The organism is Enterobacter sp. KBR-315C3_2022, assembly GCF_041399425.1.
GTDB lineage: Bacteria > Pseudomonadota > Gammaproteobacteria > Enterobacterales > Enterobacteriaceae > Enterobacter.
The window spans coordinates 64,714-90,891 of record NZ_JBGKEB010000018.1 but is presented as its reverse complement, the minus strand read 5'-3'; the positions used below and the strand labels follow the sequence as shown (position 1 = coordinate 90,891).

Here is a 26,178-nt window from a genome sequence, read left to right as displayed (position 1 = left end):
CCCCCGGAGAGTGAGGCGGCTGAATATAGGTAACGAGTTGAAAAGAGTGGGAAAGGAGTACAGTAATATGGTCATGGAGGTATGACCATATTACTGGGGATCCCTCAGCCCACAGGGAGAGGGAGAAAGGCTTCTCAACACAGCTCTAACTGCAGATTATTATCCTTAATCACCTGCAGCACGCCCGCTGGCGGCATCACGTCGGTGTAAAGCGCGTTCACCATGCTGATGCTGCCCATGTTTACCATCGCGTTACGGCCAAACTTGGAGTGGTCCGCCACCAGAATCACGTGGCGCGAGTTCTCAATGATTGCGCGCTTGGTGCGGACCTCGTGGTAATCAAACTCCAGCAGCGAGCCGTCGCTGTCGATGCCGCTGATCCCCAGAATGCCGAAATCAAGGCGGAACTGGGAGATAAAGTCGAGCGTCGCTTCGCCAATAATTCCCCCGTCGCGGCTGCGCAGCTCGCCGCCCGCCAGGATGATGCGGAAATCGTCTTTCTGCATCAGGGTATTCGCCACGTTCAGGTTGTTGGTCACCACGCGCAGGTTCTCGTGATCCAGCAGCGCGTGGGCCACCGCTTCCGGCGTGGTGCCGATATCAATAAACAGCGTCGCGCCGTTCGGGATCTGGCTTGCCACCCGGCGGGCAATCCGCTCTTTCTCCGCCGTTTGCGTGGCCTTGCGGTCATGCCAGGAGGTGTTAACCGAGCTGGACGGCAGCGCCGCGCCGCCGTGGTGGCGCAGAATGCGGTTCTGATCCGCCAGGTCGTTCAAATCGCGACGAATCGTTTGTGGGCTCACGGCAAACTGCTCGACCAGCTCTTCGGTGCTGACGTATCCCTGTTTTTTTACCAGCTCGATAATGGCGTCATGACGCTGTGTTTGTTTCATGAAATATCCCTGGAATTATGTTCGTTTTCGCGCATGAAGCGTATCGGCAAGCGCCATCGCCAGCCCAACGGCCAGCCCGGTGACGTGCGCACCGTTGGCGATCGACATACCAAACAGATCAAACCATCCGGCAATTAGCCATATTAACGCAAAGGTTATCAGCCCGCGCTGCAGATAGATGCCGCTTTCCGGGTCGCGTTCGCCCCTGAGCCAGACGTACCCCATCAGGGCATACACCACGCCAGACAATCCGCCGAACCACGGGCCGCTGAACTTGTGCTGCACGTAGCCGCTCAGCAGGGCGCTGATGATCGTAATCACAATCAGCTTGCCGCTCCCGAGGCGCTTCTCCACCGCGCCGCCGAGATACCACCACCACAGCAGGTTGAAGAGAATATGCATGACCGAGAAGTGCATCAGCGCGTGGGAGAAGTAGCGCCAGACGTCAAACTGCAGCGACGGATCGTACGGCCACGCGAGGGCAATCATCACGCTCTGGTCGCCCACCACGTTCATGATGATGAAGACGATAATGCAGGCCGCCATCAGCAGCAGCGTAAACGGCCCCGCGCGCTCGCGGATAGTGGCGAGGAAAGGGAAACGGCCGTAGCGCAGGCCGCTTCCGGTGTGGCCGGACTGCCAGCTCGCGGCCAGATAGCGCGGATCGCCCGGGTTTTCCAGGAAGCGCGCCAGCTCGTCGTTCACCCGCGCGGCCTGGCTCTCGTCGGCCAGCCAGACGTCGGTCTGGGTGTGTTGCTGGATGGTCAGAATAACGCCCTGCGTCGCCATATAGTCGACAAACGCCTGGGCGACGCGCGGGTTGGTAAAGGAGGTGATCATCAACATGGGCAGCGGTCGCTTATTTCCACACAAAAGGGGACAGTATAGAGGTTTTAGCCCCCGAACGCGTGCTCAACTTCCGCCGGGAAATGACGGTGCCAGGCATCAAAGCCGCCGTCGACGCTGTAGACCGCGTCGTAGCCCTGCTGGAGCAGATACTGCGCCGCGCCTTTGCTGCTGTTGCCGTGGTAGCACATCACCATCACCGGCGTGTCGAAGTCGTTATCGCGCATAAACGCGCCCAGAGTGTCGTTGGTGAGGTGGAACGCGCCCGGGGTATGGCCCATGGCGAAGCTCTGCGGATCGCGGATATCCACCAGCACCGCCGTTCCCTGGTGCATCTTCTGGTGGGCTTCTTCTACGTTAATACATTCAAACTGTTCCATGGATTTCTCTTTCGATTATTCAGATTTTATGCGGCTTGCTGACCCTCACCCTAACCCTCGCCCCTCTGGGGAGAGGGTTAGGGTGAGGGGTGACGTTTCACCGCACTATTTTACCCCGTAGTGTACGTCCTGGCGGCGGGTAAACGCCATTATGTTAGCCATATCACTCTAAATTGTTTTTTTGATGTTACCAAAAGCGCGTTCCTTTGCTATTATGAGCGATATCGAACATTTTTGAGCTTTAACGAAAGCGCGTGAGGGTGTTATGGAAACCAAAGATCTGATTGTGATAGGCGGCGGCATTAACGGTGCCGGTATTGCGGTAGATGCCGCCGGACGCGGTTTGTCCGTACTGATGCTGGAAGCTAACGATCTCGCCTGCGCGACATCCTCCGCCAGCTCAAAACTGATCCACGGCGGCCTGCGCTACCTGGAGCACTACGAGTTTCGCCTGGTTAGCGAAGCGCTGGCCGAGCGTGAAGTGCTGCTGAAAATGGCCCCGCATCTGGCCATCCCGATGCGCTTTCGTCTGCCGCACCGTCCGCACCTGCGCCCGGCGTGGATGATCCGCATCGGCCTGTTTATGTACGATCACCTCGGCAAACGCACCAGCCTGCCGGGTTCGAACGGCTTGCGTTTTGGCTCAGAGTCGGTGCTTAAGCCGGAAATCGTGCGCGGTTTCGAATATTCCGACTGCTGGGTAGACGATGCGCGCCTGGTCCTGGCCAACGCGCAGATGGTGGTGAAAAAGGGCGGCGAGGTGAAAACCCGCACCCGCGCGACCGCCGCTCGCCGCGAAAACGGCCTGTGGATTGTGGAAGCGGAAGATATCGACACCGGCGAGAAATTCAGCTGGAAGGCGCGCGGCCTGGTAAACGCCACCGGCCCGTGGGTCAAACAGTTCTTTGACGACGGTATGCACCTGCCGTCTCCGTACGGCATTCGCCTGATCAAAGGCAGCCACATCGTGGTGCCGCGCGTACACACCCAGAAGCAGGCCTACATTCTGCAAAACGAAGACAAGCGCATCGTGTTTGTGATCCCGTGGATGGACGAGTTCTCCATCATCGGCACCACCGACGTGGAGTACAAAGGCGATCCGAAAAACGTCGAGATCGAAGAGAGCGAGGTCAGCTACCTGCTCAAAGTCTACAACGCGCACTTTAAGAAACAGCTGGCGCGCGATGACGTGGTCTGGACCTACTCCGGCGTGCGCCCGCTGTGCGACGACGAGTCGGATTCCCCGCAGGCCATTACGCGCGACTATACGCTTGATATTCACGACGTTGACGGTCAGGCGCCGCTGCTGTCGGTGTTTGGCGGCAAGCTGACCACCTACCGCAAGCTGGCCGAACACGCGCTGGAAAAACTGACGCCGTACTACAAAGGCATCGGCCAAGCGTGGACGAAAGACGCCGTGCTGCCGGGCGGCGATATCGGTAACAATCGCGACGACTATGCCGCGAAGCTGCGCCGCCGCTATCCGTTCATTACCGAAGGCATGGCGCGCCACTATGCGCGCACCTACGGCAGCAACACCGAGCTGCTGCTGGGCGATGCGAAAGAGATCGCCGACCTGGGCGAGCACTTCGGGCACGAGCTGTACGAAGCCGAGCTGCGCTACCTGGTTGAACACGAGTGGGTGCGCCGCCTGGAGGACGCCATCTGGCGCCGGACGAAGGAAGGGATGTGGCTCAACGCCGAGCAGCAGTCCCGCGTGGCGCAGTGGCTGGCGCAAAATGCGGGAAAGGGTGAACTGTCGTTAGCGTCGTAATATGAAAAAAAGCCGGGTGGCGGCTTCGCCTTACCCGGCCCACTCGATCCCGCAGGCCCGGTAAGCGCAGCGCCACCGGGCATTGTGTTTTACAGCCTCACCGGATCAATATGCCAAATCGTATCGGCATACTCCTTGATGGTCCTGTCCGACGAGAAATAGCCCATATTGGCGATGTTATGCATCGCGGCGCTGGTCCACTTCTCCTGCTGGCGGTACAGCTCGTCCACCCTGTCCTGACAGTCCACGTAGCTGCGGTAGTCCGCCAGCACCTGATAGTGATCGCCAAAGTTAATCAGCGAATCCACCAGGTCGCGGTAGCGGCTCGGCTCGTCCGGGTTGAACACGCCGGTGGCGATTTGCGTCAGCACCTGACGAAGCTCTTCATCTTCCTCGTAGTACTGGCGCGGCTGGTAGCCCTGCCTGCGCAGTTCCTCCACCTCTTCCGTCGTATTGCCGAAGATAAAGATGTTATCTGCGCCGACGTGCTCCAGCATTTCAACGTTCGCGCCGTCGAGCGTGCCGATGGTCAGCGCGCCGTTGAGGGCAAACTTCATGTTGCTGGTGCCGGACGCTTCCGTCCCCGCCGTTGAAATCTGCTCGGACAGATCCGCCGCCGGGATGATCAGCTGCGCCAGGCTCACGCTGTAGTTCGGAATGAATACCACCTTCAGCTTATCGCCAACGTCCGGATCGGTGTTGACCACCTTCGCCACGTCGTTGATGAGATGGATGATGTGCTTCGCCATGTAATAGGCGGAGGCCGCCTTGCCGGCAAAGATCTTCACGCGCGGCACCCACTCGGCGGTAGGGTCCGCCTTGATGCGGTTGTAGTGGGTGATCACGTGCAGCACGTTCATCAGCTGGCGCTTGTACTCGTGGATGCGCTTGATCTGCACGTCGAACAGCGCCTTCGGATTCGCCACGACGTTCAGGTGCATCGCCAGATAGACCGCCAGGCGCTTTTTATTCGCCAGCTTGGCTTCGCGCACGGCCTTGTTTACCGTCGGGAAGTCAATGTGCTGCTCAAGCTCGCTCAGCTGCCCCAAATCGGTACGCCAGGTGCGCCCAATATTTTCATCCAGCACTTCTGACAACGGCGGGTTCGCCAGCGCCAGCCAGCGGCGCGGCGTGACGCCGTTGGTCACGTTGCAGAAGCGCGTCGGGAAGATCTTCGCGAAGTCGGCAAACAGCGACTGCACCATCAGGTTCGAGTGCAGCTCCGAGACGCCGTTCACCTTGTGGCTGATCACCACCGCCAGCCACGCCATGCGCACGCGGCGGCCGTTAGATTCGTCGATAATCGAGGTGCGGCTCAGCAGGCCGGTGTCGTTGGGATACTGCTCCTGCAGCGTTTTCAGGAAGTAGTCGTTAATCTCAAAGATGATCTGCAGATGGCGCGGCAGGATTTTGCCGAGCATGTCCACCGGCCAGGTCTCCAGCGCTTCGCTCATCAGCGTGTGGTTGGTATAGGAGAACACCTGGCAGGTCACCTCGAAGGCCTCGTCCCAGCTGAACCTATGCTCGTCTATCAGCAGGCGCATCAGCTCGGGGATCGACAGCACCGGATGGGTGTCGTTGAGGTGAATAGCGATTTTATCCGCCAGGTTGGCGTAGGTTTTGTGCAGCTGGTAGTGGCGGCTCAGGATATCCTGAATCGTCGAGGAGACGAGGAAATACTCCTGGCGCAGGCGCAGCTCGCGGCCCGAATAGGTCGAGTCGTCCGGGTACAGCACGCGGGAGACGTTTTCCGAGTGGTTTTTATCTTCCACCGCCGCGAAGTAGTCGCCCTGGTTAAATTTACCGAGGTTGATCTCGCTGCTCGCCTGGGCGCTCCACAGGCGAAGCGTGTTGGTAGCGTCGGTGTCGTAGCCGGGGATGATCTGGTCATAGGCCACGGCGAGGATCTCTTCGGTTTCCACCCAGCGGGATTTTTTCCCTTCCTGCTGGATGCGCCCACCAAAGCGCACCTTGTAGCGCGTATTGTGGCGCTTGAACTCCCACGGGTTGCCGTACTCCAGCCAGTAGTCCGGAGATTCTTTCTGCCGCCCGTCGACGATATTCTGCTTGAACATGCCGTAGTCGTAGCGGATGCCGTAGCCGCGGCCCGGCAGCGCCAGCGTCGCGAGCGAGTCGAGGAAGCAGGCGGCAAGACGCCCCAGGCCGCCGTTGCCGAGGCCGGGGTCATTCTCTTCGTCAATCAGCTCTTCTAAATCCAGCCCCATCTCTTCCAGTGCGTTTTTGACGTCTTCATAAATCCCGAGCGACAGCAGGGCGTTGGAGAGGGTCCGGCCAATCAAAAATTCCATCGACAGGTAGTAAACCTGCCGCGTTTCCTGCGAAAGCTGGGCGCGGTTGGAGCGCAGCCAGCGCTCCACCAGGCGGTCACGCACGGCAAACAGGGTGGCGTTCAGCCACTCGTGCTTGTTGGCGATAACCGGATCTTTGCCGATGGTAAACATCAGCTTGTAGGCGATGGAGTGCTTTAATGCCTCAACGCTGAGCGTGGGGGAAGAGTAGCTAAAGGGTGCATTCATATCGGTAACTTCGCCTCGTTACATCAAGCGTTGATAGAGATCGCGGTAGGACTGCGCCGCAACGTGCCAGCTAAAGTCCATGGACATCGCCTGACGCTGAACGTAACGCCACAGCGAAGGACGTGACCACAGGACGAAAGCACGCCGAATGGCCCGCAGCAGCGACCAGGCGTTGCTGTCCTCGAAGGAGAATCCGGTGGCGATGCCGTCTGCCAGGTTCTCCAGCGAGGTGTCGGAGACGGTGTCCGCCAGCCCGCCCGTGCGCCGCACCAGCGGCAGGGTGCCGTACTTCAGCCCGTAGAGCTGCGTCAGGCCGCAGGGCTCGAAGCGGCTCGGCACCAGAATAACGTCCGCGCCGCCCATAATGCGGTGCGAGAACGCCTCGTGATAGCCGATCTGCACGCCCACCTGCCCGGGATGCTCCGCCGCCGCGGCCAGGAAGCCTTCCTGCAGCACCGGATCGCCCGCGCCCAGTAGCGCCAGCTGGCCGCCCTGCTCCAGCAGGCCAGGCAGCGCCTCCAGCACCAGATCCAGCCCTTTCTGACTGGTCAGGCGGCTGACCACCGCGAAAAGCGGCACCTTGTCGTTGACCTTCAGGCCCATCGCAATTTGCAGCTGGCGCTTGTTCTCCGCCTTTTCTTCCAGCGCGTCGCGGCTGTAGCGGGACGTCAGCAGGAGGTCGGATTCCGGGCTCCAGATTTTTTCATCCACGCCGTTCAGGATGCCGGACAGGCGTCCCTCGCGATGGCGCTGCTGAAGCAGCCCCTCCATGCCGTAGCCGAACTCCGGCTGGGTGATTTCGCGGGCATAGGTCGGGCTGACCGCCGTGATATGGTCCGCGTAGTACAGCCCGGCCTTCAGGAACGAGATCTGCCCGTTAAACTCCACCCCGTGCATGTTATAGAACGACCATGGCAGATCGATGTCATTCATGTGATGGGCGTAGTACATACCCTGGTACGCCAGGTTATGCACGGTAAAGACCGACTTCGCCGGTCGCCCGCGCGCCGCCAGGTAGGCTGGCGCCAGGCCGGCGTGCCAGTCGTGCGCATGGACAATCTCCGGCCGCCAGAACGGGTCCAGCCCGCAGGCCATCTCCGCACCCACCCAGCCGAGCAGCGCGAAGCGCAGCACGTTGTCGGTATAGGCGAACAGGTTGGTATCGTGATACGGGCTGCCCGGTCGGTCGTAAAGGTGCGGGGCATCAATCATGTAGATGCCGACGCCGTTGTAGTGCCCGAACAGCAGCGTGATGTGCCCGGCGAAGGTTTCACGCCGCGTCACCACCTGCGCATCGGGAACGCCGCGGCGGATATCCGGGAACGCGGGCAGAAGCACGCGCGCATGGGTTCCTGCGGCAATTTGCGCTGCCGGTAGCGCGCCAAGTACATCCGCCAGCCCGCCGGTTTTCAGCAGCGGGAACATCTCAGAACATACGTGTAAAACCTGCATTATCGCTCCTGTTTGATCTGCAGCTTACGCAGCATTTCCCGCGTGACTAACACAATCCCCTCTTCTGAACGGTAGAAACGACGCGCGTCTTCTTCCGCGTTCTCGCCAATCACCATTCCCTCAGGAATGACGCAGGCGCGGTCTATTACACAGCGGCGCAGGCGGCACGAGCGGCCCACCCACACGTCCGGCAGCAGCACCGCCGAGTCGATATTGCAAAATGAGTTGATCCGCACGCGCGGGAACAGGACGGACTGCACCACCACCGAGCCGGAGATGATGCACCCGCCGGAGACCAGCGAGTTCAGCGTCATGCCGTGGCTACCGGAGCGGTCCTGCACGAACTTCGCGGGCGGCAGCGATTCCATATGCGTACGAATCGGCCAGTTCTGGTCGTACATATCCAGTTCAGGCGTGACCGATGCCAGATCGAGGTTCGCCTTCCAGTAGGCTTCGAGCGTACCCACGTCGCGCCAGTACGGCTCTGAGTTCGGGTCGGACTGCACGCAGGACAGCGGGAAAGGATGGGCGTAGGCCATACCGGCTTTGGTGATTTTCGGGATGATGTCTTTGCCGAAGTCGTGGCTGGAGCTTTCGTCTTTGTCGTCTTCCTGCAGCAGCTCGTAAAGATAGTCGGCGTCAAAGACATAGATCCCCATGCTGGCGAGCGATTTGGTGTCGTCCCCCGGCATGGTCGGCGGGTTGGCCGGTTTTTCAACGAAGTCGATGATCTTGTCGTCCGCGTCCACGTGCATCACGCCGAACGCGGTGGCTTCCGCAACGGGCACCGGCAGACACGCCACGGTGCAGCGCGCCCCTTTTTCGACGTGGTCGATCAGCATGTGGGAGTAGTCTTGCTTGTAGATATGGTCCCCGGCGAGGATCACGATGTATTCCGCACCGTAGCGGCGAATGATGTCGAGGTTTTGCGTCACCGCGTCGGCGGTGCCGCGATACCAGTTTTCACCGTGGACGCGCTGCTGCGCGGGCAGCAGGTCGACAAACTCGTTCATCTCTTCGCTAAAGAAGGACCAGCCGCGCTGGATGTGCTGCACCAGCGTGTGCGACTGGTATTGGGTGATCACGCCAATGCGGCGAATGCCCGAGTTCAGGCAGTTGGACAGGGCAAAATCGATAATACGAAACTTACCACCAAAGTGAACGGCCGGTTTAGCGCGCTTGATGGTCAAATCTTTAAGACGGGTACCGCGCCCGCCAGCGAGTATCAGGGCAACCGTTTTTAAGGGTAACTGGCGAGCCAACATTAAGGGATCGTTCTTCTCTAATCTAACCATGACTAACTCCTTTTTTATCATCTTTGGAAAACGCACACTCCGTGCGCGGGCCCGTGCCAGACAGCCATTAACACCGGATTATCCGCTCCGGCGAAAGGGGGAACGGCGCGCCACTCCCCGTCAGGTAAAACAATCTCTGCGACGTCATCCGTCGCGTTCAGCGCGATCAGCCACTTATCCGATAACAGGATTTGCAGGCGAGGTACGCCGTGTTGCCACTCTTGCGCGCTCAACGGCTGCGCGTATTGATTCAGCCAGCGAACGTTGCCGTCCCCCTCTTCCCACCAGCGATCGGCGGTGAGGGCAGGAATTTGCTGGCGAAGGTGGATCAGCGCCGCGGTAAAATGGGTCAAACCGCTGTTCGCTTCCTCCCAGTTAAGCCAGGTTAAGGTGTTGTCCTGGCAATAGGCGTTATTGTTGCCGTGCTGGCTGTGGCCGTGTTCATCGCCCGCCAGCAGCATCGGCGTGCCCTGAGACAGCAGCAGCGTCGTCAGCAGCGCGTGTACGCTGTCGCGCCGCCGCTCGATCACGTCCAGACTCCCGCCTAATCCCTCTATACCATGATTAAAGCTATGGTTATTGTTAGTCCCATCGCGATTCTCCTCGCCGTTTGCCTCATTGTGTTTCTGATTGAAACAAACGCAGTCGCGCAGGGTGAAGCCGTCGTGCGCCGTCACCAGGTTAATCGTCGAGGACGGCAGTCGGCCCTCGCGCTTAAAGAGATCGCTGGAACCGGCAAAACGTCCGGCAAACTCCCCTAACGACAGATTCCGCTCCAGCCAGAAACGGCGCGCGGCGTCGCGATAATGGTCGTTCCATTCGGCAAACGGCGGCGGGAAGTTCCCCACCTGATAGCCGCCTTCACCTATGTCCCACGGCTCGGCGATCAGCTTCACCTGCGAGAGCACCGGGCAGTTTTTTATCGCCTCAAACAGCGGCGCCTGCGGGCTGTACGCTGGCGTGCGCCCCATCACCGGCGCGAGGTCAAACCGAAAGCCGTCGACGTGGAACGTCTCTACCCAATACTTCAGGCACTCATACGCGTAGTGCGTCACGGCAGGATTGCTGAGGTTGAGCGTGTTCCCGCAGCCGGTCCAGTTGAGGTAATCGCCATCCTCCCTGATCCAATAATAGCTACGGTTATCAATTCCGCGCAGGGAGAGCGTCGGTCCGTCGAGATCGCTCTCTGCGCTGTGGTTCAGCACCACGTCCAGAATGACCTCAATTCCCGCCCGGTGAAGCGCCTTAACCGCGTCGCGAAACTCGTCCCGCGCCTTATCAGGATCGGCGGCGTAGCGCGGGTCGAGGGCAAACATCGCCAGCGGGTTGTAGCCCCAGTAGTTGCTTAGCCCAAGCCGCTGCAGGCGCGGCTCGCTGGCGAAATGCGCCACGGGCAGCAGCTCCAGCGCGGTAATGCCCAGATGCTTCAGGTAGGCCACCATGGTCGGGTGGCCGAGCGCCTTATAGGTGCCGCGCATCTCTTTCGGAATCGACGGGTGCAGGTACGTCAGCCCCTTCACGTGGGCTTCGTAGATGACGGTGTTGCCCCACGGCGTGCGCGGCGCGGCGTCGTCTTCCCAGTCGTACAGGTCGTTCACCACCGCGCTTTTCGGCGCGAGGGGCGCGCTGTCGCGATGGTCCGGCTCGCCGTAGCCGACGTGGAACAGCGGGTCGTCTTTGAACTCGCCGTCCACGCGGTGGGCGCACGGATCGAGCAGCAGCTTCGCCGGGTTAAACCAGTGCCCCTGCGCGGGCTCCCACGGGCCGTGAACGCGAAAGCCGTAGTGCATTCCCGGACGCCCGCCGGCCAGGTAGCCGTGCCAGATATCGCCGGTGTGCGACGGCAGATCGTAGCGGTGCTCGTTGCCTTCGCCGTCAAACACGCACAGCTCGACCCGCTCCGCGTGCGCCGAAAAAAGCGTGAAATTCACGCCTTTTCCGTCAAAGCGTGCTCCGAGCGGTTCGCTCCGGCCTGCCGTCAGCTGCGTCATTCGCCCTCCCGGACCAGCCAGATGGTGCTGAGCGGCGGCAACGTCAGGCTGAGCGAGTTCGGTCGTCCGTGGCTTTCCTGCTCGTCGCTCTGCACCAGGCCGCCGTTTCCGGCGTTGCTGCCGTGGTAGTGCATGGAATCGGTGTTGAGGATTTCGCGCCATTTGCCCGGCTGGTTGATGCCGAAGCGGTAGTGGCTGCGCGGAACGGGGGTAAAGTTGCTGGCAACGACGATCTCGTTGCCCGCCTTGTCGCGGCGCACGAAGACGAACACCGAGCGTTCGCGATCGTCCACCACCAGCCACTCGAAGCCGTACGGATCGAAGTCCAGCTCGTGCAGGGCCTTGTGGTGGCGATAGGTCAGGTTCAGGTCGCGCACCAGGCGCTGCACGCCGTGGTGCCAGTTGTCGCCCCCTTCCAGCAGGTGCCAGTCGAGGCTGGTGTCGTGGTTCCACTCGCGGCCCTGCGCAAACTCGTTGCCCATAAACAGCAGCTTTTTCCCCGGGAAGGCGAACAGCCAGCCGTAGTAGGCGCGCAGGTTGGCGAACTTCTGCCACGCGTCGCCCGGCATGCGGTCGAGAATCGATTTTTTGCCGTGGACGACCTCATCGTGCGACAGCGGCAGCATAAAGTTTTCGGTGTAGTTGTACAGCAGCCCGAAGGTGAGTTTATCGTGATGATGCTGACGGTAGATCGGGTCGAGCTTCATGTAGTCGAGCGTGTCGTGCATCCAGCCGAGGTTCCACTTGTACCAGAAGCCCAGGCCGCCCATTGACGGCGGTCGGGAGACGCCGGGGAAGTCGGTCGACTCTTCCGCCATGGTCACCGCGCCCTCAACCTGCTCGCCGAGAATGCGGTTGGTGTTGCGCAGGAACTCTATCGCCTCGAGGTTTTCGCGGCCGCCGAACTCATTCGGCACCCACTCGCCCTCTTTGCGGCTATAGTCGCGGTAGATCATCGAGGCCACCGCGTCGACGCGCAGGGCATCAACGCCGAAGCGTTCGATCCAGTACAGCGCGTTGCCCACCAGGTAGTTCGTCACCTCACGGCGGCCGTAGTTGTAGATCAGCGTGTTCCAGTCCTGGTGATAGCCTTCGCGCGGGTCGCTGTGCTCGTACAGTTTAGTGCCGTCAAACTCTGCCAGCGCAAAGTCATCCGACGGGAAATGGCCCGGCACCCAGTCGAGGATCACGTTCAGCCCGGCGGCGTGCGCGGCGTCAATGAAGTAGCGGAAGTCGTCGCGCGTGCCGAAGCGCCGCGTCGGGGCGTAAAGCCCGGTCGGCTGATAGCCCCAGCTGCCGTCGAACGGGTGTTCGTTGACCGGCAGCAGCTCAAGGTGGGTAAAGCCCATCCATTTGGCGTAGGGGACCAGCTGGTCGGCCAGCTCGCGGTAGCTGAGCCAGAAGTTGTTATCGGTGTGACGACGCCAGGAGCCAAGGTGGACTTCGTACACCGAGATCGGCGCGTCGAAGCGGTTGGCCTGCTTGCGCTCTTCGCTCTGGGTAATTTTCTCCGGCAGGCCGCAAATCAGCGAGGCGGTATCCGGGCGCATCTGCGCCTCGAAGGCGTACGGGTCGGCCTTAATGCGCAGCTTGCCGTTGGCATCAATCATTTCGAACTTGTAGAGCTGGCCGTTGTGCGCGCCGGGGATAAACAGCTCCCAGATGCCGGTTTCGCGGCGCAGGCGCATCGGGTGACGGCGGCCGTCCCAGTAGTTGAACTGCCCGACGACGGAGACGCGCTGGGCGTTCGGCGCCCACACGGCAAACCGGGTGCCGGTCACGCCGTCCATCGTATCAGCATGGGCGCCGAGCGTTTCATACGGACGCAGGTGGGTGCCCTCGGAGAGTAGCCAGGCGTCCATCTCCTTAAGCAGCGGGCCAAAGCTGTAGGGATCGTCAATCAGGTTTTGCTGCCCGTGCCAGATAACGGCGAGCTGGTAGCGAAAGGGGTTTTTACGACGCGGCATCACGCCGCAGAAGAAGCCTCGCGAATCAAGGCATTCAAGATTACCCACCTTGCGGCCGGTTTTGGGCTCGATGACCCACACTTCCGTGGCGTCAGGTAAGAGTGCCCGGACTTCCAGTCCGGCTTCCGTGCGGTGCATCCCCAGCACGGAAAAGGGGTCGGCAAAATGACCCGCAATAAGCGCATTAATCACGTCTCGCGAAATACGATCGGACATGGTATTCATCCTGTTTTTTTTATGTCGCCCTTTTTACGCGCTCCGGGACGACTTTTAATGTGACCTGAACGGTGCAGCACATCCTCTCTGCTCCGCCCTACCCTCAGGTGAGAAATAACTCTTCCTTAAAGCATAGCCAACGACGTAGGCCCTCCGGATAAAAAATAAGACATCTGCGTTTTACTCCATGTAGCACGCAAAAAAAGGGGGTGAAAATCACCCCCGGTAGTTAACAAATTATTACGCCAGCTGGCGAAGCATGCGGCGCAGCGGCTCGGCCGCGCCCCACAGGAGCTGGTCGCCGACGGTGAACGCGGAGAGGTACTCCGGCCCCATGTTCAGCTTGCGCAGGCGGCCCACCGGCGTGGTCAGCGTGCCGGTGACGGCCGCAGGCGTCAGTTCGCGCATGGTGATGTCGCGATCGTTTGGCACCACTTTCGCCCACGGGTTGTGCGCGGCCAGCAGCTCTTCCACGGTTGGGATAGACACATCTTTTTTCAGTTTAAGGGTGAAGGCCTGGCTGTGGCAGCGCAGCGCGCCGATGCGCACGCACAGGCCGTCCACCGGAATGGTGTTCGCGGTCGCGAGGATTTTGTTGGTCTCGGCCTGGCCCTTCCACTCTTCGCGGGTCTGGCCGTTATCCAGCTGCTTGTCGATCCACGGGATCAGGCCGCCGGCCAGCGGTACGCCGAAGTTATCCACCGGCAGCTCGCCGCTGCGGGTCAGCTGGGTGACTTTACGTTCGATATCCAGAATCGCGGACGCCGGGTTCGCCAGCTCGGTGGCCACGCTGTTGTGCAGCTTGCCCATCTGGGTCAGCAGCTCGCGCATGTGGCGCGCGCCGCCGCCGGACGCCGCCTGGTAAGTAGCAACGGACACCCACTCCACCAGATCCTGCGCGAACAGGCCGCCGAGGGACATCAGCATCAGGCTGACGGTGCAGTTGCCGCCGACGAAGGTTTTCACGCCGTTGTTCAGGCCGTCGGTGATGACGTCCTGGTTCACCGGGTCGAGAATAATGATGGCATCGTCCTTCATGCGCAGCGAAGAGGCCGCGTCAATCCAGTAGCCCTGCCAGCCGCTTTCACGCAGCTTCGGGTAGATCTCGTTGGTGTAATCGCCGCCCTGGCAGGTGACAATAACGTCGAGTGCCTTCAGCGCTTCCAGATCGTAAGCATCCTGCAACGTGCCCGTGGTACCCCCAAAGGACGGTGCAGCCTGGCCGAGCTGGGAAGTGGAGAAGAAGACCGGGCGGATAGCGTCGAAATCGCGCTCTTCAACCATGCGCTGCATGAGGACAGAGCCGACCATTCCACGCCAACCGATAAAACCAACGTTTTTCATAGCATTTTTTTCCTGCAAGGGTGTGTGCTGTTTATGCAAACCAGTATTCAACTGAGATATGCTTCACATTACAAAATGCTGCCAAAGTCGCAAGCGAAATTAATCGATGATTGCCCTGCAATCAGAAAAGCAGCTAATCATGCGAATAACCATACAAAATTTCAGGGATAACTAACCATGAGTGAGATCATTTCGGCCGCCGTTTTATTGATCCTTATTATGGATCCGCTCGGCAATCTGCCCATCTTCATGTCGGTGCTGAAGCACACCGAGCCGAAGCGCCGCCGGGCGATCATGATCCGCGAGCTGCTCATCGCCCTGCTGGTGATGTTTATCTTCCTGTTTGCGGGCGAGAAGATTTTGGCCTTCCTTAACCTGCGTGCGGAAACGGTCTCGATTTCCGGCGGGATTATCCTGTTCCTCATCGCCATTAAGATGATTTTCCCGAGCGCGGAAGGCAGCAGCAGCGGCCTGCCCGCGGGCGAAGAGCCGTTCATTGTGCCGCTGGCGATCCCGCTGGTGGCCGGTCCGACGATTCTGGCGACGCTAATGCTGCTGTCGCATCAGTACCCGAATCAGATGAGCCACCTGGTGATTGCCCTGCTGATTGCCTGGGGCGGGACGTTTATCATCCTGCTGCAGTCGTCGCTGTTCCTGCGCCTGCTGGGCGAGAAAGGGGTGAACGCGCTGGAGCGGCTGATGGGGCTGATTCTGGTGATGATGGCGACGCAGATGTTCCTGGACGGGATTCGGGCGTGGATGAAGGGCTAGAACCTGCGTTTGGGACAGACCCGCTTCCAGCGAGGCCCGGCCTTATCATCGTAACAGATGTATTAATCACCCCTTAAAACGCTCATAAATAACGCTAAGCGCAAATCGATAATCGATTGAATAAAATCGCGTTAAATGGAACCGCGTTTTAAGGATAGCGTTTATGAAGTATGAATTTTCCAGCGAAAGCACCTGCCCGCTGGTGCTCATTTCACTGGCAACGAACGAAGAAGTCACGATAGAACCGGGCGCGATGGTGTTTCACAACAATAAAATCTCGCTGAACGCCCACATGAACCAAAATGGTTCGGGCCTGGTGGGAGGCATCATCAGGGCCGCAGCCCGCTCGTTGACCAGCGGTGAAAATTTCTTCGTGACTACGGCAAAAGGCACCGCCCCGGACGGCCTGATCGCGATAGCGCCAAAGGCGATGGGCAGTATTAAGGCGCTGGAGGTTGGCCAAACAACGTGGCGGCTCAACGACGGGGTATTTTTAGCCTGCGACGGCACGGTGACCTACAGCATGAAAAGGCAGCCCATCACGCTGAGAAGCACTATTTTCGGCAACAATGGCGGCCTTTTTGTCATGGAAACAGCCGGAACGGGGACGTTACTGGTGAGCGGACTTGGCGAAATTGTTGAGCTTGAACTGGACGGCGAAGACACGCTAGTGGTCGATAATATCCACGTTGTGGCCTGGCAAAACACGCTCTCTTATGAAATAAAAACCGCGTCCGGGCTGTTGGGTGTCAGAACGGGAGAGAATATCGTCAACGCGTTCAGCGGTCGCGGAAAGATATTGATTCAGACGCGAAATTTGGGTGAATTTGTCGGCACTATCCTCCCCTATATCCCCGCCAAAAGATAAATCATGCAGCTTATGCTTACCCGGCCTACGTTCGAATGGTTTTGTAGGTCGGGTAAGTTGCAGCAGTCACCCGGAAAGGTGCATCCTCTGCGGCCTGATGACCTCACCTATAATTATTCGTTTTGCGAGCCATCTTCCCCTGCCTCTCTTGCCACCCAATCGGCCAAGCAGTATCTTCTTGCCGCGCCTGCAAAATCAGGCGTCGGGATTGGTCTCCTGAATAATCTCATCATGGCTTCTTACTTGAGGAATATTATTCATGGTATACACCTTTTCTCACGCTTTATTCACCACCCCATTTGATCACTTCACCGTACTGACCGATAACTGCAAGCATTTCTTAGAGATGCTGCTCGAATGCGACGATCCGGTACACAAGCTGGCGCTGTGCGGGCGCCTCTCGGCCTGTCTTGCCCTGCTGCAGCCAATCCTGATAAACCCTGTATATGGCCATATAAAAGAAAGCCTGACGGTGGATGAACTGCCTCTGGACGTGCCGGTCTTCGAGCCGCAAAGCGATCGGCTTGGGCGATACTGCCAGCTGGTAACGCAGCTGCTGTTGACTCGCACGCTATCGGCGGGCGATGAGAGAATTGCGGGGGATTTATTGCAGGATTTGGTTGAGTTTTACAGCGGGACGCTGAAAGCACCGCGCTGGCTGCAAACGCCCTTAGATACGGTAGAGATTTGAGTTTTAGCTTGATCTAGCTACCAAAAACAACCCCGGAGCCATTTTCATGATTCCGGGGTCGGTATCCTTTCGCTTTGCATTGAAGAACTGGCACCACGTCAAGGTGGGAGAAGAACTTTCAATTAGCTACGCTGGAAAGTATATCGGGCTATCTTTTGGATGGCAAGCAATACAAGGATATCCGGTGGATGTACAAGGTACATCCATCGGATATCCCTTTCGCAAAAACCGAATATGCCCATGAAAGCATTCAAAATGTAGAGATTAATCATCCGAAGATTTAGAATCTTGTGCATTAAAATCAACAGATCATAACTACCATGCCTGAGTCCTATGATTACTCGGAACCAACCCGCTTAGTTAGCCGTATTCGATTAAGTAGCTATACCACTTCGATGGCAACACAAACTGATGCCCAGCTTTTAGGGGCATATTGTTGGAATCTTGCCATCGTCGGGGCTTTTTATCCTCTTATTCAACTTGTTGAAGTAGCACTACGCAATGCACTTCATCATGTAGCATCCTCCAAGTATCAGGGCACTAACAATGAACATTGGTTTAGAATGGTTCCATGCAGGCAAGCTACTGATGAAAATGGCCAACCGATAACCGCAGAACAAGTGCGTAAGTTCCATGACTGCATAAAAAATGCTAAGAAAAGCGCTAAGCGCACGCTTGAAAGCAAAGGAATCGCAAGCCCTATACCAACCGTAGATCAGGTCATTTCTCAATGCGATTTTGCGACCTGGGAATATATCCTTGATAAGCATTTTTATGATGGTTCAGATAAAAATTTCCTCTGGCCACATGAGCTTACAAAGGTCTTTCGCAAACTTCCCAGAGTGCAGGAAACTAAAAACGCTATGTTTCATCAACGAGATGCACTTCGTCGTCGCATTGAGGAAGTACGATCGTTCAGAAACAGAATTTCTCACAATGAACCTGCATGGATGACTGAAGGCGTGCGAAATAAGCAGGACATAATCGATCGCTTGATCGAGAAACTTGACCATATCATGGAGTTACTTTTCTGGATTTCACCAAAATTCAGGAAGTACGTTAGGGATGTCGGTATCGAATCCCGCGTTCGACAGTTGATTTGTATGCGCGAGCTGGATCGATACATGCATTCTTATGAACGGTACGCTGTAGAAGATCTGCAGTTAATTGGCGAATTAGTATCGGAATCTAACAAAAATAACTATCGATGCTATTTTCAGATAAATGGCGTACCTGGCATTATCGCTCCATCAAACTCTTCTCTTTTACAATAAATTAGGGCTTCCAAATGGAAGCCCTTTCGTTTGTTCAAGCAAATCAGGCTTAGCTCAGCAGCGAAAACGCAATCATCCCGACAATCGCACCCGTGGTGCCGAGGATGGTTTCCATCAGCGTCCAGGTTTTCAGGGTTTGCGCTTCGGTCGCGCCGGTAAATTTACCGAACAGCCAGAAGCCCGCGTCGTTCACGTGGGACACCACAATCGAACCGCCCGCGATGCAGATAGAGAGCGCCGCCATCTGCGCGCCGGAGTAGTTCAGCTGTTCAATCACCGGCATCACCAGGCCCACGGCGGTTAAGCACGCTACGGTCGCGGAGCCCTGAATGATACGCACCGCCGCGGCCAGCACGAAGCAGGTCACCGCAATCGGCAGGCCCATGCCCGTCAGCGCTTCGCCCAGCGCCGGACCGACGCCGGAATCCACCAGCACCTGCTTGAACACGCCACCGGCACCGATGACCAGCAGGATGATGCCCGCAGGCTGCAGCGCCGCGCCGCAGATCTCCATTACGCGGTCTTTTGCCATCCCCTGACGCATCGCCAGGCCGTAAATCGCGACCAGACACGCCACCAGGATCGCGGTGAACGGGTGGCCGATAAACTCAAACCATTCGTAGGCGGTAGAGCCTTCCGGCACAAAGCGCGCGGCGATGGTTTTCAGGCCCACCAGCACCAGCGGGAGCAGGATCAGCGACAGGCTGAAGCCGAAGGACGGCATTTTGCCTTCGCCCAGGTGCGGCTCGGTGATGTCGTCCGGAATGTGCAGCTCAACGTAGCGGCTGATAAAGTTGCCCCACAGCGGCCCGGCGATAATCATCCCCGGGATCGCGGCGCACAGGCCAATCAGGATCATCCAGCCGAAGTCGGCGTGCATCTGGGAGGCCAGCAGCATCGGCGCGGGCCCCGGCAGCAGAAACGCCGCCGCCGCCGCCACGCCCGCAAACAGCGGAATGACCAGCTTAACGAGGTTGGTGCCGGTGTGGCGCGCCATCGAGAACGCCACGCTAATCAGCAGCACGACGGCCACCTCAAAGAACAGCGGCAGCGCGCAGATCAGACCGGCCAGGCCGATCGCATAGTGCGCGCGGCTGTGGCCGAAGGATTTCAGCATCTTGACGGCGATCTGATCGACCGCGCCCGTCTCGTGCAAAATCTTGCCAAACATCGCGCCCAGCGCGACCACAATTGCCAGGAAGCCCAGCGTGCCGCCCATCCCTTTTTCCATCGTCGCCGCGATTTTATCGAGCGGCATGCCGGAGAAAAGGCCAGCGCCAATAGACACCACCATCAAAGCAACGAAGGCGTGCATACGCGCTTTCATCACCAAAAACAGCAGCAGCAAAACGGAGCCAACTGCCGTTAAAACAAGCGTTAATGTACTCAAAACTTACTGCCTTTTGTTAATGACCTCGATGGTGCTGGCAACAACACCGTCCAGCGGCTGATCGATATCAACCACCAATACGTCCCGCTCGTCCGCAGCCGGCTCCTGCAGCGCTTCAAACTGCGTGACCAGCATCTGAGTTTTGAAGAAGTGGCCTTTACGCGCCTTCAGGCGGCTTTCAATCACCTCAAAATCGCCTTTCAGGTAGATGAAGGAGAGGTTCGGGTTACCGTCGCGAAGCAGGTCGCGGTAGGTTTTTTTCAGCGCGGAGCAAACGATCAGCGACACCTTGTTGGTGCGCTGCATGGCGAAGGCGGCGTCGTTCAGCGCCTGCAGCCACGGCTTGCGGTCGTCGTCGTTCAGCGGCTCGCCGGAGGCCATTTTCATGATGTTGCTGCGCGGATGGAGGAAGTCACCGTCAAGAAACGCAGCGTGCAGCTGATGCGCCACTTCGCTCGCCACGGCAGATTTACCGCTACCGGAGACGCCCATCAGGACGTAAACGTGGTGATCGTGATTAGTCGTGCTCAAAGGGAGTCCCTCAGTCAATTGTTACGGGTAACAGTTATCGGTAACATTGTCCTGCCGGGACTTTAGAGAAGCAATATCCAAACGTGCGCGAAGTGAATAAGTGTGACCTGGTTCAAATTTGTCAGACTAAATTGATCCACCCGGTGACAAGGTGAAACCTAAATCTAACATTTTAGGGGTAACCAACTCACCGCGAATGCGCGCCAGCAGGCGTTCTGCACCAATGCGCCCCATGCGCTCGCGCGGGGTCAGCACGCTCGCCAGGCGCGGCTCCATCACCTGGCCGATGTCGTGGCCGTGGAAGCCGGCAATCGCCATATCGTCCGGGATTTTCAGCCCCAGGCGCTGGCACTCGAACGCGGCGCCCACCGCAAGGTCATCGTTGGTGCAGAAGATACCGTCCAGTTGCGGATACTCGCGTCGCGCCTGGCGCATCAGCTCAATGCCGGAGGTGTAGGAGGAAGATTGCTCCACCATCACGCTGTACGGCGTCAAGCCCGCGTCGAGCATCGCCTGCTCATATCCCTTCTGTTTGATGATAGTACGTTCGTCGAGACGTGCGCCGAGGTACGCCACGTGGCGATGGCCGCGGGCGATAATCGCCGCCGTCATCTGCCGCGCCGCTTCGAAGTTGTCGAACCCGACGGCAATATCGAGGCACGGCGACTGGCTGTCCATCAGCTCCACCACCGGAATGCCCGCCACTTCAATCATCTTCAGGGTGCGCGGCGTGTGGGTACGTTCGGTTAAAATCAGGCCGTCGATGTTCCAGGAAAGCATCGATTCCAGACGTTCCTCTTCGAGTTCCGGCTTGTACCCGTAGTGCGCGAGCATGGTCTGATAGCCAAACGCGTCGGTCACGCTTTCAATGCCGCGAAGCACTTCGGCGAACACCTGGTTGGTCAAGGAAGGCAGCAGAACGCCGACCGCGCGGCTGGTCGCATTGGAGAGAATATCGGGCGCGCGGTTGGGGATATAGCCCAGTTCATCAAGAGCCGCGGCAATTTTGCCACGCAGCGCCACGGAAACCTGCTCCGGGTTACGTAAGAAGCGGCTGACCGTCATTTTGGTCACACCAACGCGATCGGCGACATCCTGAAGTACGGGGCGTTTCTTTTTCATCGTCCTGAGAAATCTTGAAGAGAGAGATTTGCTCAGTTTATCACGGACAAAGCCCAACCTTCCCCTGTCGGAGGGAAGGTTGGGCATTTATTTATGATTTATTACACCGGCGGCAGGTCGAACAGCAGAATTTCGCTTTCGCTGTCGGCGTGGATGGAGATCGCCTGCTCGTCCCAGATGGCCAGGCCATCGGCGGTGGTGGCTTTGGTGCCGTTGATGGTCACGTCGCCTTTTACCACCTGGATCCACACGCGGCGGTTGGCCGAAATCTGGTGTACGGACTGCTCGTCTTTCGCCAGCGCCCAGCGGTACAGCTCCATGTCCTGATACACCTTCAGGGAACCTTCACGCGCATCCGGGGACAGCACCAGCTGTTTGCCCTGTTTGGCGTCGAAGCGGCGCTGCTCGTAGCGCGGCGTGATGCCGGTCTCTTCTGGAATGATCCAGATTTGATACAGGTGCAGTTTTTCCGTTTTGCTCGGGTTGTACTCGGAGTGACGCACCCCGGTGCCCGCGCTCATGATCTGGAACTCACCGGCCGGAACCTGCTCTTCGTTGCCCATGCTGTCTTTGTGCGCCACGGCACCTTCGAGCACATAGGTCAGGATCTCCATGTCTTTGTGCGGGTGGGTACCGAAGCCCTGGCCTGCATCAATCACGTCATCGTTAATGACGCGCAGCGCGGAGAAGCCCATAAAGTTCGGGTCGTAGTAATCGGCAAACGAGAATGAATGCCATGAGTCCAGCCAGCCATGATTCGCGTGACCACGTTCGTTTGCTTTGCGTAAGTAGATCATTGTTTTCACCCTCAGTTCGTTTCGATGGAGTAAGTGTGGACGCAAACGCCCTGGGATCATAGAGGGTGAAAATTGACTCCTCTGTACAAAATATTTGAACGAGTGCAGAGGAGTCTTTTCGGCTTATTTCGCGAGGGTTATCGTGGCGGGAGACGCCTGCTCGAAGGCGCGTTCAAGCAGCTCGAGGTTAGTGAGAACGTCAGATTCCTTGACGTAATTCGGCGCGCCGCTGGCGAGCGTCTCGTACAGCGCATCGTAGACGCGGCCATAGTCGCCGGGTTCTGGCCGCAGCTCCTCTTTTACCGTCACGCCTTCATCGTTGACGTACTCCAGCACGCCCACGGAATCGTCCGCCGCGAAGCCCGGCTCGCCCGGCATGATATTAGCCTTCAGGCTCGTCTCCTGCTGGTCGATGCCGTACTTGATAAACGAGCCTTTGGTGCCGTGAACGATGAATTTCGGGTAGTCGATTTTGACCAGGTGGCTGGTTTTGACGATGGCCTTGAGATCGCCGTAAAACAGCTGCGCCTCAAAGGTGTCGTCCGGGTTGGCCTTGTTGCGCAGGCTGCGGATGTCATACGCGGCGTGGTCCGGGCGGCCAAACAGGGAGATGATTTGGTCCATGGTGTGCACCCCGAGGCCGTAGAACGAACCGTCCTGCGGCAGGCCCGGCTTGGTTTCCGCCACCGGACGGTAGTAATCGAAGTGGCTTTCAATCTCCACGATCTCGCCCAGCCTGCCGCTTTCAATCGCCTTTTTCGCGGTCAGGAAGCAGCTGTCAAAGCGGCGGTTCTGGTACGGCGTGACGGTCAGCCCTTTGCTTTTTGCCAGCGCAAACAGCGCTTTCGCTTCGGCGATGGTGGGCGTAAACGGTTTTTCCACCAGCACGTTTTTGCCCGCTTCCAGCGCGCGCTTCGCGTAGTCAAAATGGCTGTCGGCGTGGGTGCAGACGATGACCAGGTTTACCTGCGGGTCGCTGAGAACCTCGTCAAGATCGCTGGTGAAATGAATATGGGAATACTGCGGTGATTGTTCTTCCGGCTTCGCGCTGCGGCGGTAAATATGGGCGACGTGCCAGGAATCTTTGCGGTGGAGAACATACGGAAGGTGGTAGCGGGTGGTGCTTTTGCCAAATCCAATAAATGCGCAGTGTAGGGGCATGGTGTCAGTCCTTTTTTAAGGTTACTGGGTTTTACCATAGCGCAAGTTTTGCCCTCACCCCAGCCCTCTCCCACGGGGAGAGGGAGAAAAAAGGCAAAAAAAAAGCCAGCGAGACGCTGGCTAAAGTAATACTGGAAGCAATGTGAGCAATGTCGTGCTTTCAGGTTTCCGCAGAGGTCTTCCTGAACGCAAAGCAATAATAATCATTCTCATTCGCACTTGTCCAACACTTTTTGCAAAAATTAGCAGTTGACGCACATTTTAAAGTCATTGATGTTGGAAGGGACTTTTAACTGACTGAGGAACAAGGAATGAGTGAGATAGTGATACGCCATATCGAAGCCAGCGATGCAGAAGCGTTACGAGACATCATGTCGCATCCTGGGGTTTATCACGACACGCTACAAATTCCTCATCCCTCTATGGCCATGTGGCATGAACGCGTCGCGGTGAAACCTGGAAGACGGCATCTGGTTGCGTGTCTGGACGAGCGCGTGGTGGGGCATATGGCGCTGGACATAATGGAAAACCCGCGCCGAAGCCACGTAGCCACCTTTGGCATCAGCGTGGCGGCAGATATGCAGGGGCGCGGCGTCGGAAGCAGGCTGATGACCGAGATGATCAACCTGTGCGACAACTGGCTGCGCGTTGAACGCATCGAGCTCACGGTTTTTGCGGATAATGCGGCCGCCGTTGCGCTGTATCAGCGTTTCGGTTTTGAAATCGAAGGCACCGGCAGGAAATTTGCCCTGCGCAACGGCGAGTATGTGGATGCGTATTATATGGCGCGGATGAAGTAGTCTGTTTCCCCCTCACCCCGGCCCTCTCCCCAACGGGGCGAGGGGGAAAAGACCGCACCGTGCAATCCCCTCTCCCCTATGGGGAGAGGGTTAGGGTGAGGGGAACAATCAATACCCCGCCGTCAAATCATCCACCGAACGCGGATCCGATGCGCCAAACAGCGCGCCGTCCGGCCCCACCATGATGCTCTGCGTGCTGCCCATCACCTCCTTCACCCCGGCCCTCTCCCCAACGGGGCGAGGGGGGAAAGATCGCACCGTGCAATCCCCTCTCCCCTATGGGGAGAGGGTTAGGGTGAGGGGAACAATCAATACCCCGCCGTCAAATCATCCACCGAACGCGGGTCCGATGCGCCAAACAGCGCGCCGTCCGGCCCGACCATGATGCTCTGCGTGCTGCCCATCGCCTCCTTCACCGCGACCTTCTGCCCGCGCTGCTCCAGCAGTTTTATCGTGTCAGGGCTAAAGCCCTTCTCCACGCGCAGCTCGTCCGGCAGCCACTGGTGGTGGAAGCGCGGCGCGTTGGTCGCTTCGGCGACGTTCATCCCAAAATCGATGCTGTTCACCACCATCTGCAGCACGGTCGTGATAATCCGGCTGCCGCCCGGGCTACCGGTCACCAGCCACGTTTTACCGTCTTTCACCACGATGGTCGGCGACATGGACGACAGCGGGCGCTTCTTCGGCCCGACGGCGTTGGCATCGCCGCCCACCAGCCCGTAGACGTTCGGCACGCCCGGTTTGGCAGAGAAATCATCCATCTCGTTGTTGAGCAGAATGCCGCTGTTGCCCGCCACGATGCCGGTGCCGAAGGTGGTGTTAAGCGTATAGGTCACCGCCACCGCGTTGCCGTCTTTATCCACGACGGAGAAGTGCGTGGTCTGGTTGCTCTCGTAAGGCGCCAGCTTGCCGGGGCGGATCTCGCTGGACGGCTTCGCCTTGTTGATGTCGATTTCGTCAGCAATGGACTTGGCATAGGCTTTGTTGGTCAGCGCCTGCCACGGCACCTTCACGAAGTCCGGATCGCCGAGGTATTCCGAGCGGTCGGCGTAGGCGCGCTTTTCCGCTTCGGCCATCACCTGCATCGCGTCGGCGCTGCCGAAGCCAAACTTGTGCATATCGAAGTTTTCAAGAATGTTGAGGATCTGCACGATGTGGATCCCGCCGGAGGACGGCGGCGGCATGGAGAAGACCTCGTAGCCGCGATAGGTGCCGCTAATCGGCTCGCGCTCCACCGCCTTGTATTCCGCCAGGTCCGCTTTGGTGATTAAGCCGCCGTTCTTCTGCATCTCGTCGGCGATCTGGTCGGCAATCGCCCCTTTATAAAAGGCGTCCGGGCCGTTCTCGGCAATCAGCTCCAGGCTTTTTGCCAGGTTTTTCTGCACCAGCTTATCGCCCTTCTTCAGCGGCTCGCCCTCCTTCCAGAAGATAGCCTTGCTGTTTTCATGATTCGGAATGACTTCGCTGCCGTAGGTTTTGAGATCGTCGGCGAGGGCGTCGTTCACCACGAAGCCGTCGCGCGCCAGCGCAATCGCGGGCTGCACCACCTTGTTGAGCGGCATCGTGCCGTATTTTTCCAGCGCCAGCGAGAAGCCCGCGACGGTGCCCGGCGTGCCGCTTGCCAGATGTGAGGTGAGGGATTTTTTGCTGTCCGGGTTGCCCTGGTCGTCGAGGAACATATCGCGAGATGCCTGATTTGGCGCCATTTCGCGGAAGTCGATGGCGGTGGTTTTGCCGTCTTTGGTGCGCAGCATCATAAAGCCGCCGCCGCCCAGGTTACCCGCCTGCGGGTGCGTCACCGCCAGCGCGTAGCCGACCGCAACCGCCGCATCCACCGCGTTGCCGCCCTGCCTGAGAATATCGACGCCCACTTGCGTTGCCAGCGCGTCCACCGAGGCCACCATGCCGTGGGTCGCCCGCACGGGATGGAAAACGTCCTCCTCCACGCCGTACGACACCGGTGGAGCGGCGGGCGGATTTGCCGCCACGCTAAACGTGCCGCCGGCCATCAGCGCGGCGATCGCTACCCAGCGCAAAAACGTTGGTTTCATCATTATTGTTCTCCAGGTGAAGGGGCC

21 protein-coding genes and 1 pseudogene are annotated in these 26,178 nt (G+C 58.5%); 6 read left to right on the top strand and 16 right to left on the bottom strand.

Annotated elements, in window-relative coordinates:
- Positions 1-134: 134 nt before the first annotated feature.
- The 3 genes from AB8804_RS17695 to glpE are packed head-to-tail and all read right to left on the bottom strand — an operon-like array spanning position 135 to position 2,119.
- Positions 135-893, bottom strand: coding sequence for a DeoR/GlpR family transcriptional regulator (locus AB8804_RS17695; protein WP_371188473.1), 759 nt, complete (start codon positions 891-893; stop codon positions 135-137).
- Positions 894-908: 15 nt separating this feature from the next.
- Entirely contained in the window at positions 909-1,739 is an 831-nt protein-coding gene (gene glpG / locus AB8804_RS17690; protein ID WP_371188471.1) for a rhomboid family intramembrane serine protease GlpG, read from the bottom strand.
- A gap of 47 nt (positions 1,740-1,786) precedes the next feature.
- Positions 1,787-2,119, bottom strand: coding sequence for a thiosulfate sulfurtransferase GlpE (glpE, locus tag AB8804_RS17685; protein ID WP_112011796.1), 333 nt, complete (start codon positions 2,117-2,119; stop codon positions 1,787-1,789).
- Between the two features lie 265 nt (positions 2,120-2,384).
- Here glpE and glpD point away from each other — a divergent pair, with 265 nt between their 5' ends.
- Entirely contained in the window at positions 2,385-3,893 is a 1,509-nt protein-coding gene (gene glpD, locus AB8804_RS17680; RefSeq protein ID WP_371188469.1) for a glycerol-3-phosphate dehydrogenase, read from the top strand.
- An 89-nt stretch (positions 3,894-3,982) separates the two neighbouring features.
- Here glpD and glgP read toward each other — a convergent pair whose 3' ends face one another.
- From glgP to asd, 6 genes are all read right to left on the bottom strand, one after another.
- Entirely contained in the window at positions 3,983-6,430 is a 2,448-nt protein-coding gene (glgP, locus tag AB8804_RS17675) for a glycogen phosphorylase (RefSeq protein ID WP_371188467.1), read from the bottom strand.
- A gap of 18 nt (positions 6,431-6,448) precedes the next feature.
- Positions 6,449-7,882, bottom strand: coding sequence for a glycogen synthase GlgA (glgA, locus tag AB8804_RS17670; protein WP_371188465.1), 1,434 nt, complete (start codon positions 7,880-7,882; stop codon positions 6,449-6,451).
- Positions 7,882-9,177 carry a glucose-1-phosphate adenylyltransferase gene (gene glgC / locus AB8804_RS17665; protein WP_371188463.1) on the bottom strand — a complete coding sequence of 432 codons (1,296 nt, stop codon included), beginning with the start codon at positions 9,175-9,177 and terminating at the stop codon, positions 7,882-7,884. Before glgC ends, glgA begins: the two co-directional genes overlap by 1 nt.
- Positions 9,178-9,194: 17 nt before the next feature.
- Positions 9,195-11,168, bottom strand: coding sequence for a glycogen debranching protein GlgX (gene glgX / locus AB8804_RS17660; protein ID WP_371188461.1), 1,974 nt, complete (start codon positions 11,166-11,168; stop codon positions 9,195-9,197).
- The gene (gene glgB, locus AB8804_RS17655) at positions 11,165-13,351 is read right to left on the bottom strand and encodes a 1,4-alpha-glucan branching enzyme (RefSeq protein WP_371188459.1); all 2,187 of its coding nucleotides are present in this window, start codon (positions 13,349-13,351) and stop codon (positions 11,165-11,167) included. Before glgB ends, glgX begins: the two co-directional genes overlap by 4 nt.
- A 240-nt stretch (positions 13,352-13,591) precedes the next feature.
- Complete coding sequence (gene asd / locus AB8804_RS17650; RefSeq protein ID WP_371188457.1) at positions 13,592-14,695, bottom strand: aspartate-semialdehyde dehydrogenase; 1,104 nt, start codon at positions 14,693-14,695, stop codon at positions 13,592-13,594.
- Between the two features lie 177 nt (positions 14,696-14,872).
- On the opposite strand from asd, the gene yhgN reads away from it, so the two are divergent.
- From yhgN to AB8804_RS17630, 4 genes are all read left to right on the top strand, one after another.
- Positions 14,873-15,466 carry an NAAT family transporter YhgN gene (yhgN, locus tag AB8804_RS17645; RefSeq protein WP_003861574.1) on the top strand — a complete coding sequence of 198 codons (594 nt, stop codon included), beginning with the start codon at positions 14,873-14,875 and terminating at the stop codon, positions 15,464-15,466.
- Positions 15,467-15,629: 163 nt separating this feature from the next.
- Positions 15,630-16,334 carry a TIGR00266 family protein gene (locus tag AB8804_RS17640; protein WP_371188453.1) on the top strand — a complete coding sequence of 235 codons (705 nt, stop codon included), beginning with the start codon at positions 15,630-15,632 and terminating at the stop codon, positions 16,332-16,334.
- A 259-nt stretch (positions 16,335-16,593) separates the two neighbouring features.
- Complete coding sequence (locus AB8804_RS17635) at positions 16,594-17,025, top strand: hypothetical protein (protein ID WP_371188451.1); 432 nt, start codon at positions 16,594-16,596, stop codon at positions 17,023-17,025.
- A 395-nt stretch (positions 17,026-17,420) separates the two neighbouring features.
- A complete protein-coding gene (locus AB8804_RS17630; protein ID WP_371188449.1) occupies positions 17,421-18,299 on the top strand; it encodes a hypothetical protein in 879 nt (292 codons plus the stop codon).
- Positions 18,300-18,348: 49 nt separating this feature from the next.
- Here AB8804_RS17630 and gntU read toward each other — a convergent pair whose 3' ends face one another.
- From gntU to AB8804_RS17605, 5 genes are all read right to left on the bottom strand, one after another.
- Positions 18,349-19,689, bottom strand: a complete 1,341-nt coding sequence (gene gntU, locus AB8804_RS17625) for a gluconate transporter (protein ID WP_112011804.1) — start codon at positions 19,687-19,689, stop codon at positions 18,349-18,351.
- 3 nt (positions 19,690-19,692) lie between these two features.
- Positions 19,693-20,220 carry a gluconokinase gene (gene gntK / locus AB8804_RS17620; protein ID WP_371188447.1) on the bottom strand — a complete coding sequence of 176 codons (528 nt, stop codon included), beginning with the start codon at positions 20,218-20,220 and terminating at the stop codon, positions 19,693-19,695.
- A gap of 126 nt (positions 20,221-20,346) precedes the next feature.
- Positions 20,347-21,342 (bottom strand): gluconate operon transcriptional repressor GntR, encoded by a 996-nt coding sequence (gene gntR / locus AB8804_RS17615; RefSeq protein ID WP_371188445.1) that lies wholly within the window; start codon positions 21,340-21,342, stop codon positions 20,347-20,349.
- A 101-nt stretch (positions 21,343-21,443) separates the two neighbouring features.
- Positions 21,444-22,139 carry a pirin family protein gene (locus AB8804_RS17610; protein ID WP_371188443.1) on the bottom strand — a complete coding sequence of 232 codons (696 nt, stop codon included), beginning with the start codon at positions 22,137-22,139 and terminating at the stop codon, positions 21,444-21,446.
- Positions 22,140-22,262: 123 nt separating this feature from the next.
- Positions 22,263-23,300, bottom strand: coding sequence for an oxidoreductase (locus AB8804_RS17605; RefSeq protein WP_371188441.1), 1,038 nt, complete (start codon positions 23,298-23,300; stop codon positions 22,263-22,265).
- 311 nt (positions 23,301-23,611) lie between these two features.
- Here AB8804_RS17605 and yhhY point away from each other — a divergent pair, with 311 nt between their 5' ends.
- A complete protein-coding gene (yhhY, locus tag AB8804_RS17600) occupies positions 23,612-24,100 on the top strand; it encodes an N-acetyltransferase (protein ID WP_032644694.1) in 489 nt (162 codons plus the stop codon).
- Between the two features lie 108 nt (positions 24,101-24,208).
- Here yhhY and AB8804_RS17595 read toward each other — a convergent pair.
- Positions 24,209-24,304 (bottom strand): annotated as a pseudogene (locus AB8804_RS17595) (hypothetical protein); the annotation flags it as partial.
- Between the two features lie 104 nt (positions 24,305-24,408).
- Positions 24,409-26,154 carry a gamma-glutamyltransferase gene (gene ggt / locus AB8804_RS17590; protein ID WP_371188438.1) on the bottom strand — a complete coding sequence of 582 codons (1,746 nt, stop codon included), beginning with the start codon at positions 26,152-26,154 and terminating at the stop codon, positions 24,409-24,411.
- Positions 26,155-26,178: the final 24 nt, after the last annotated feature.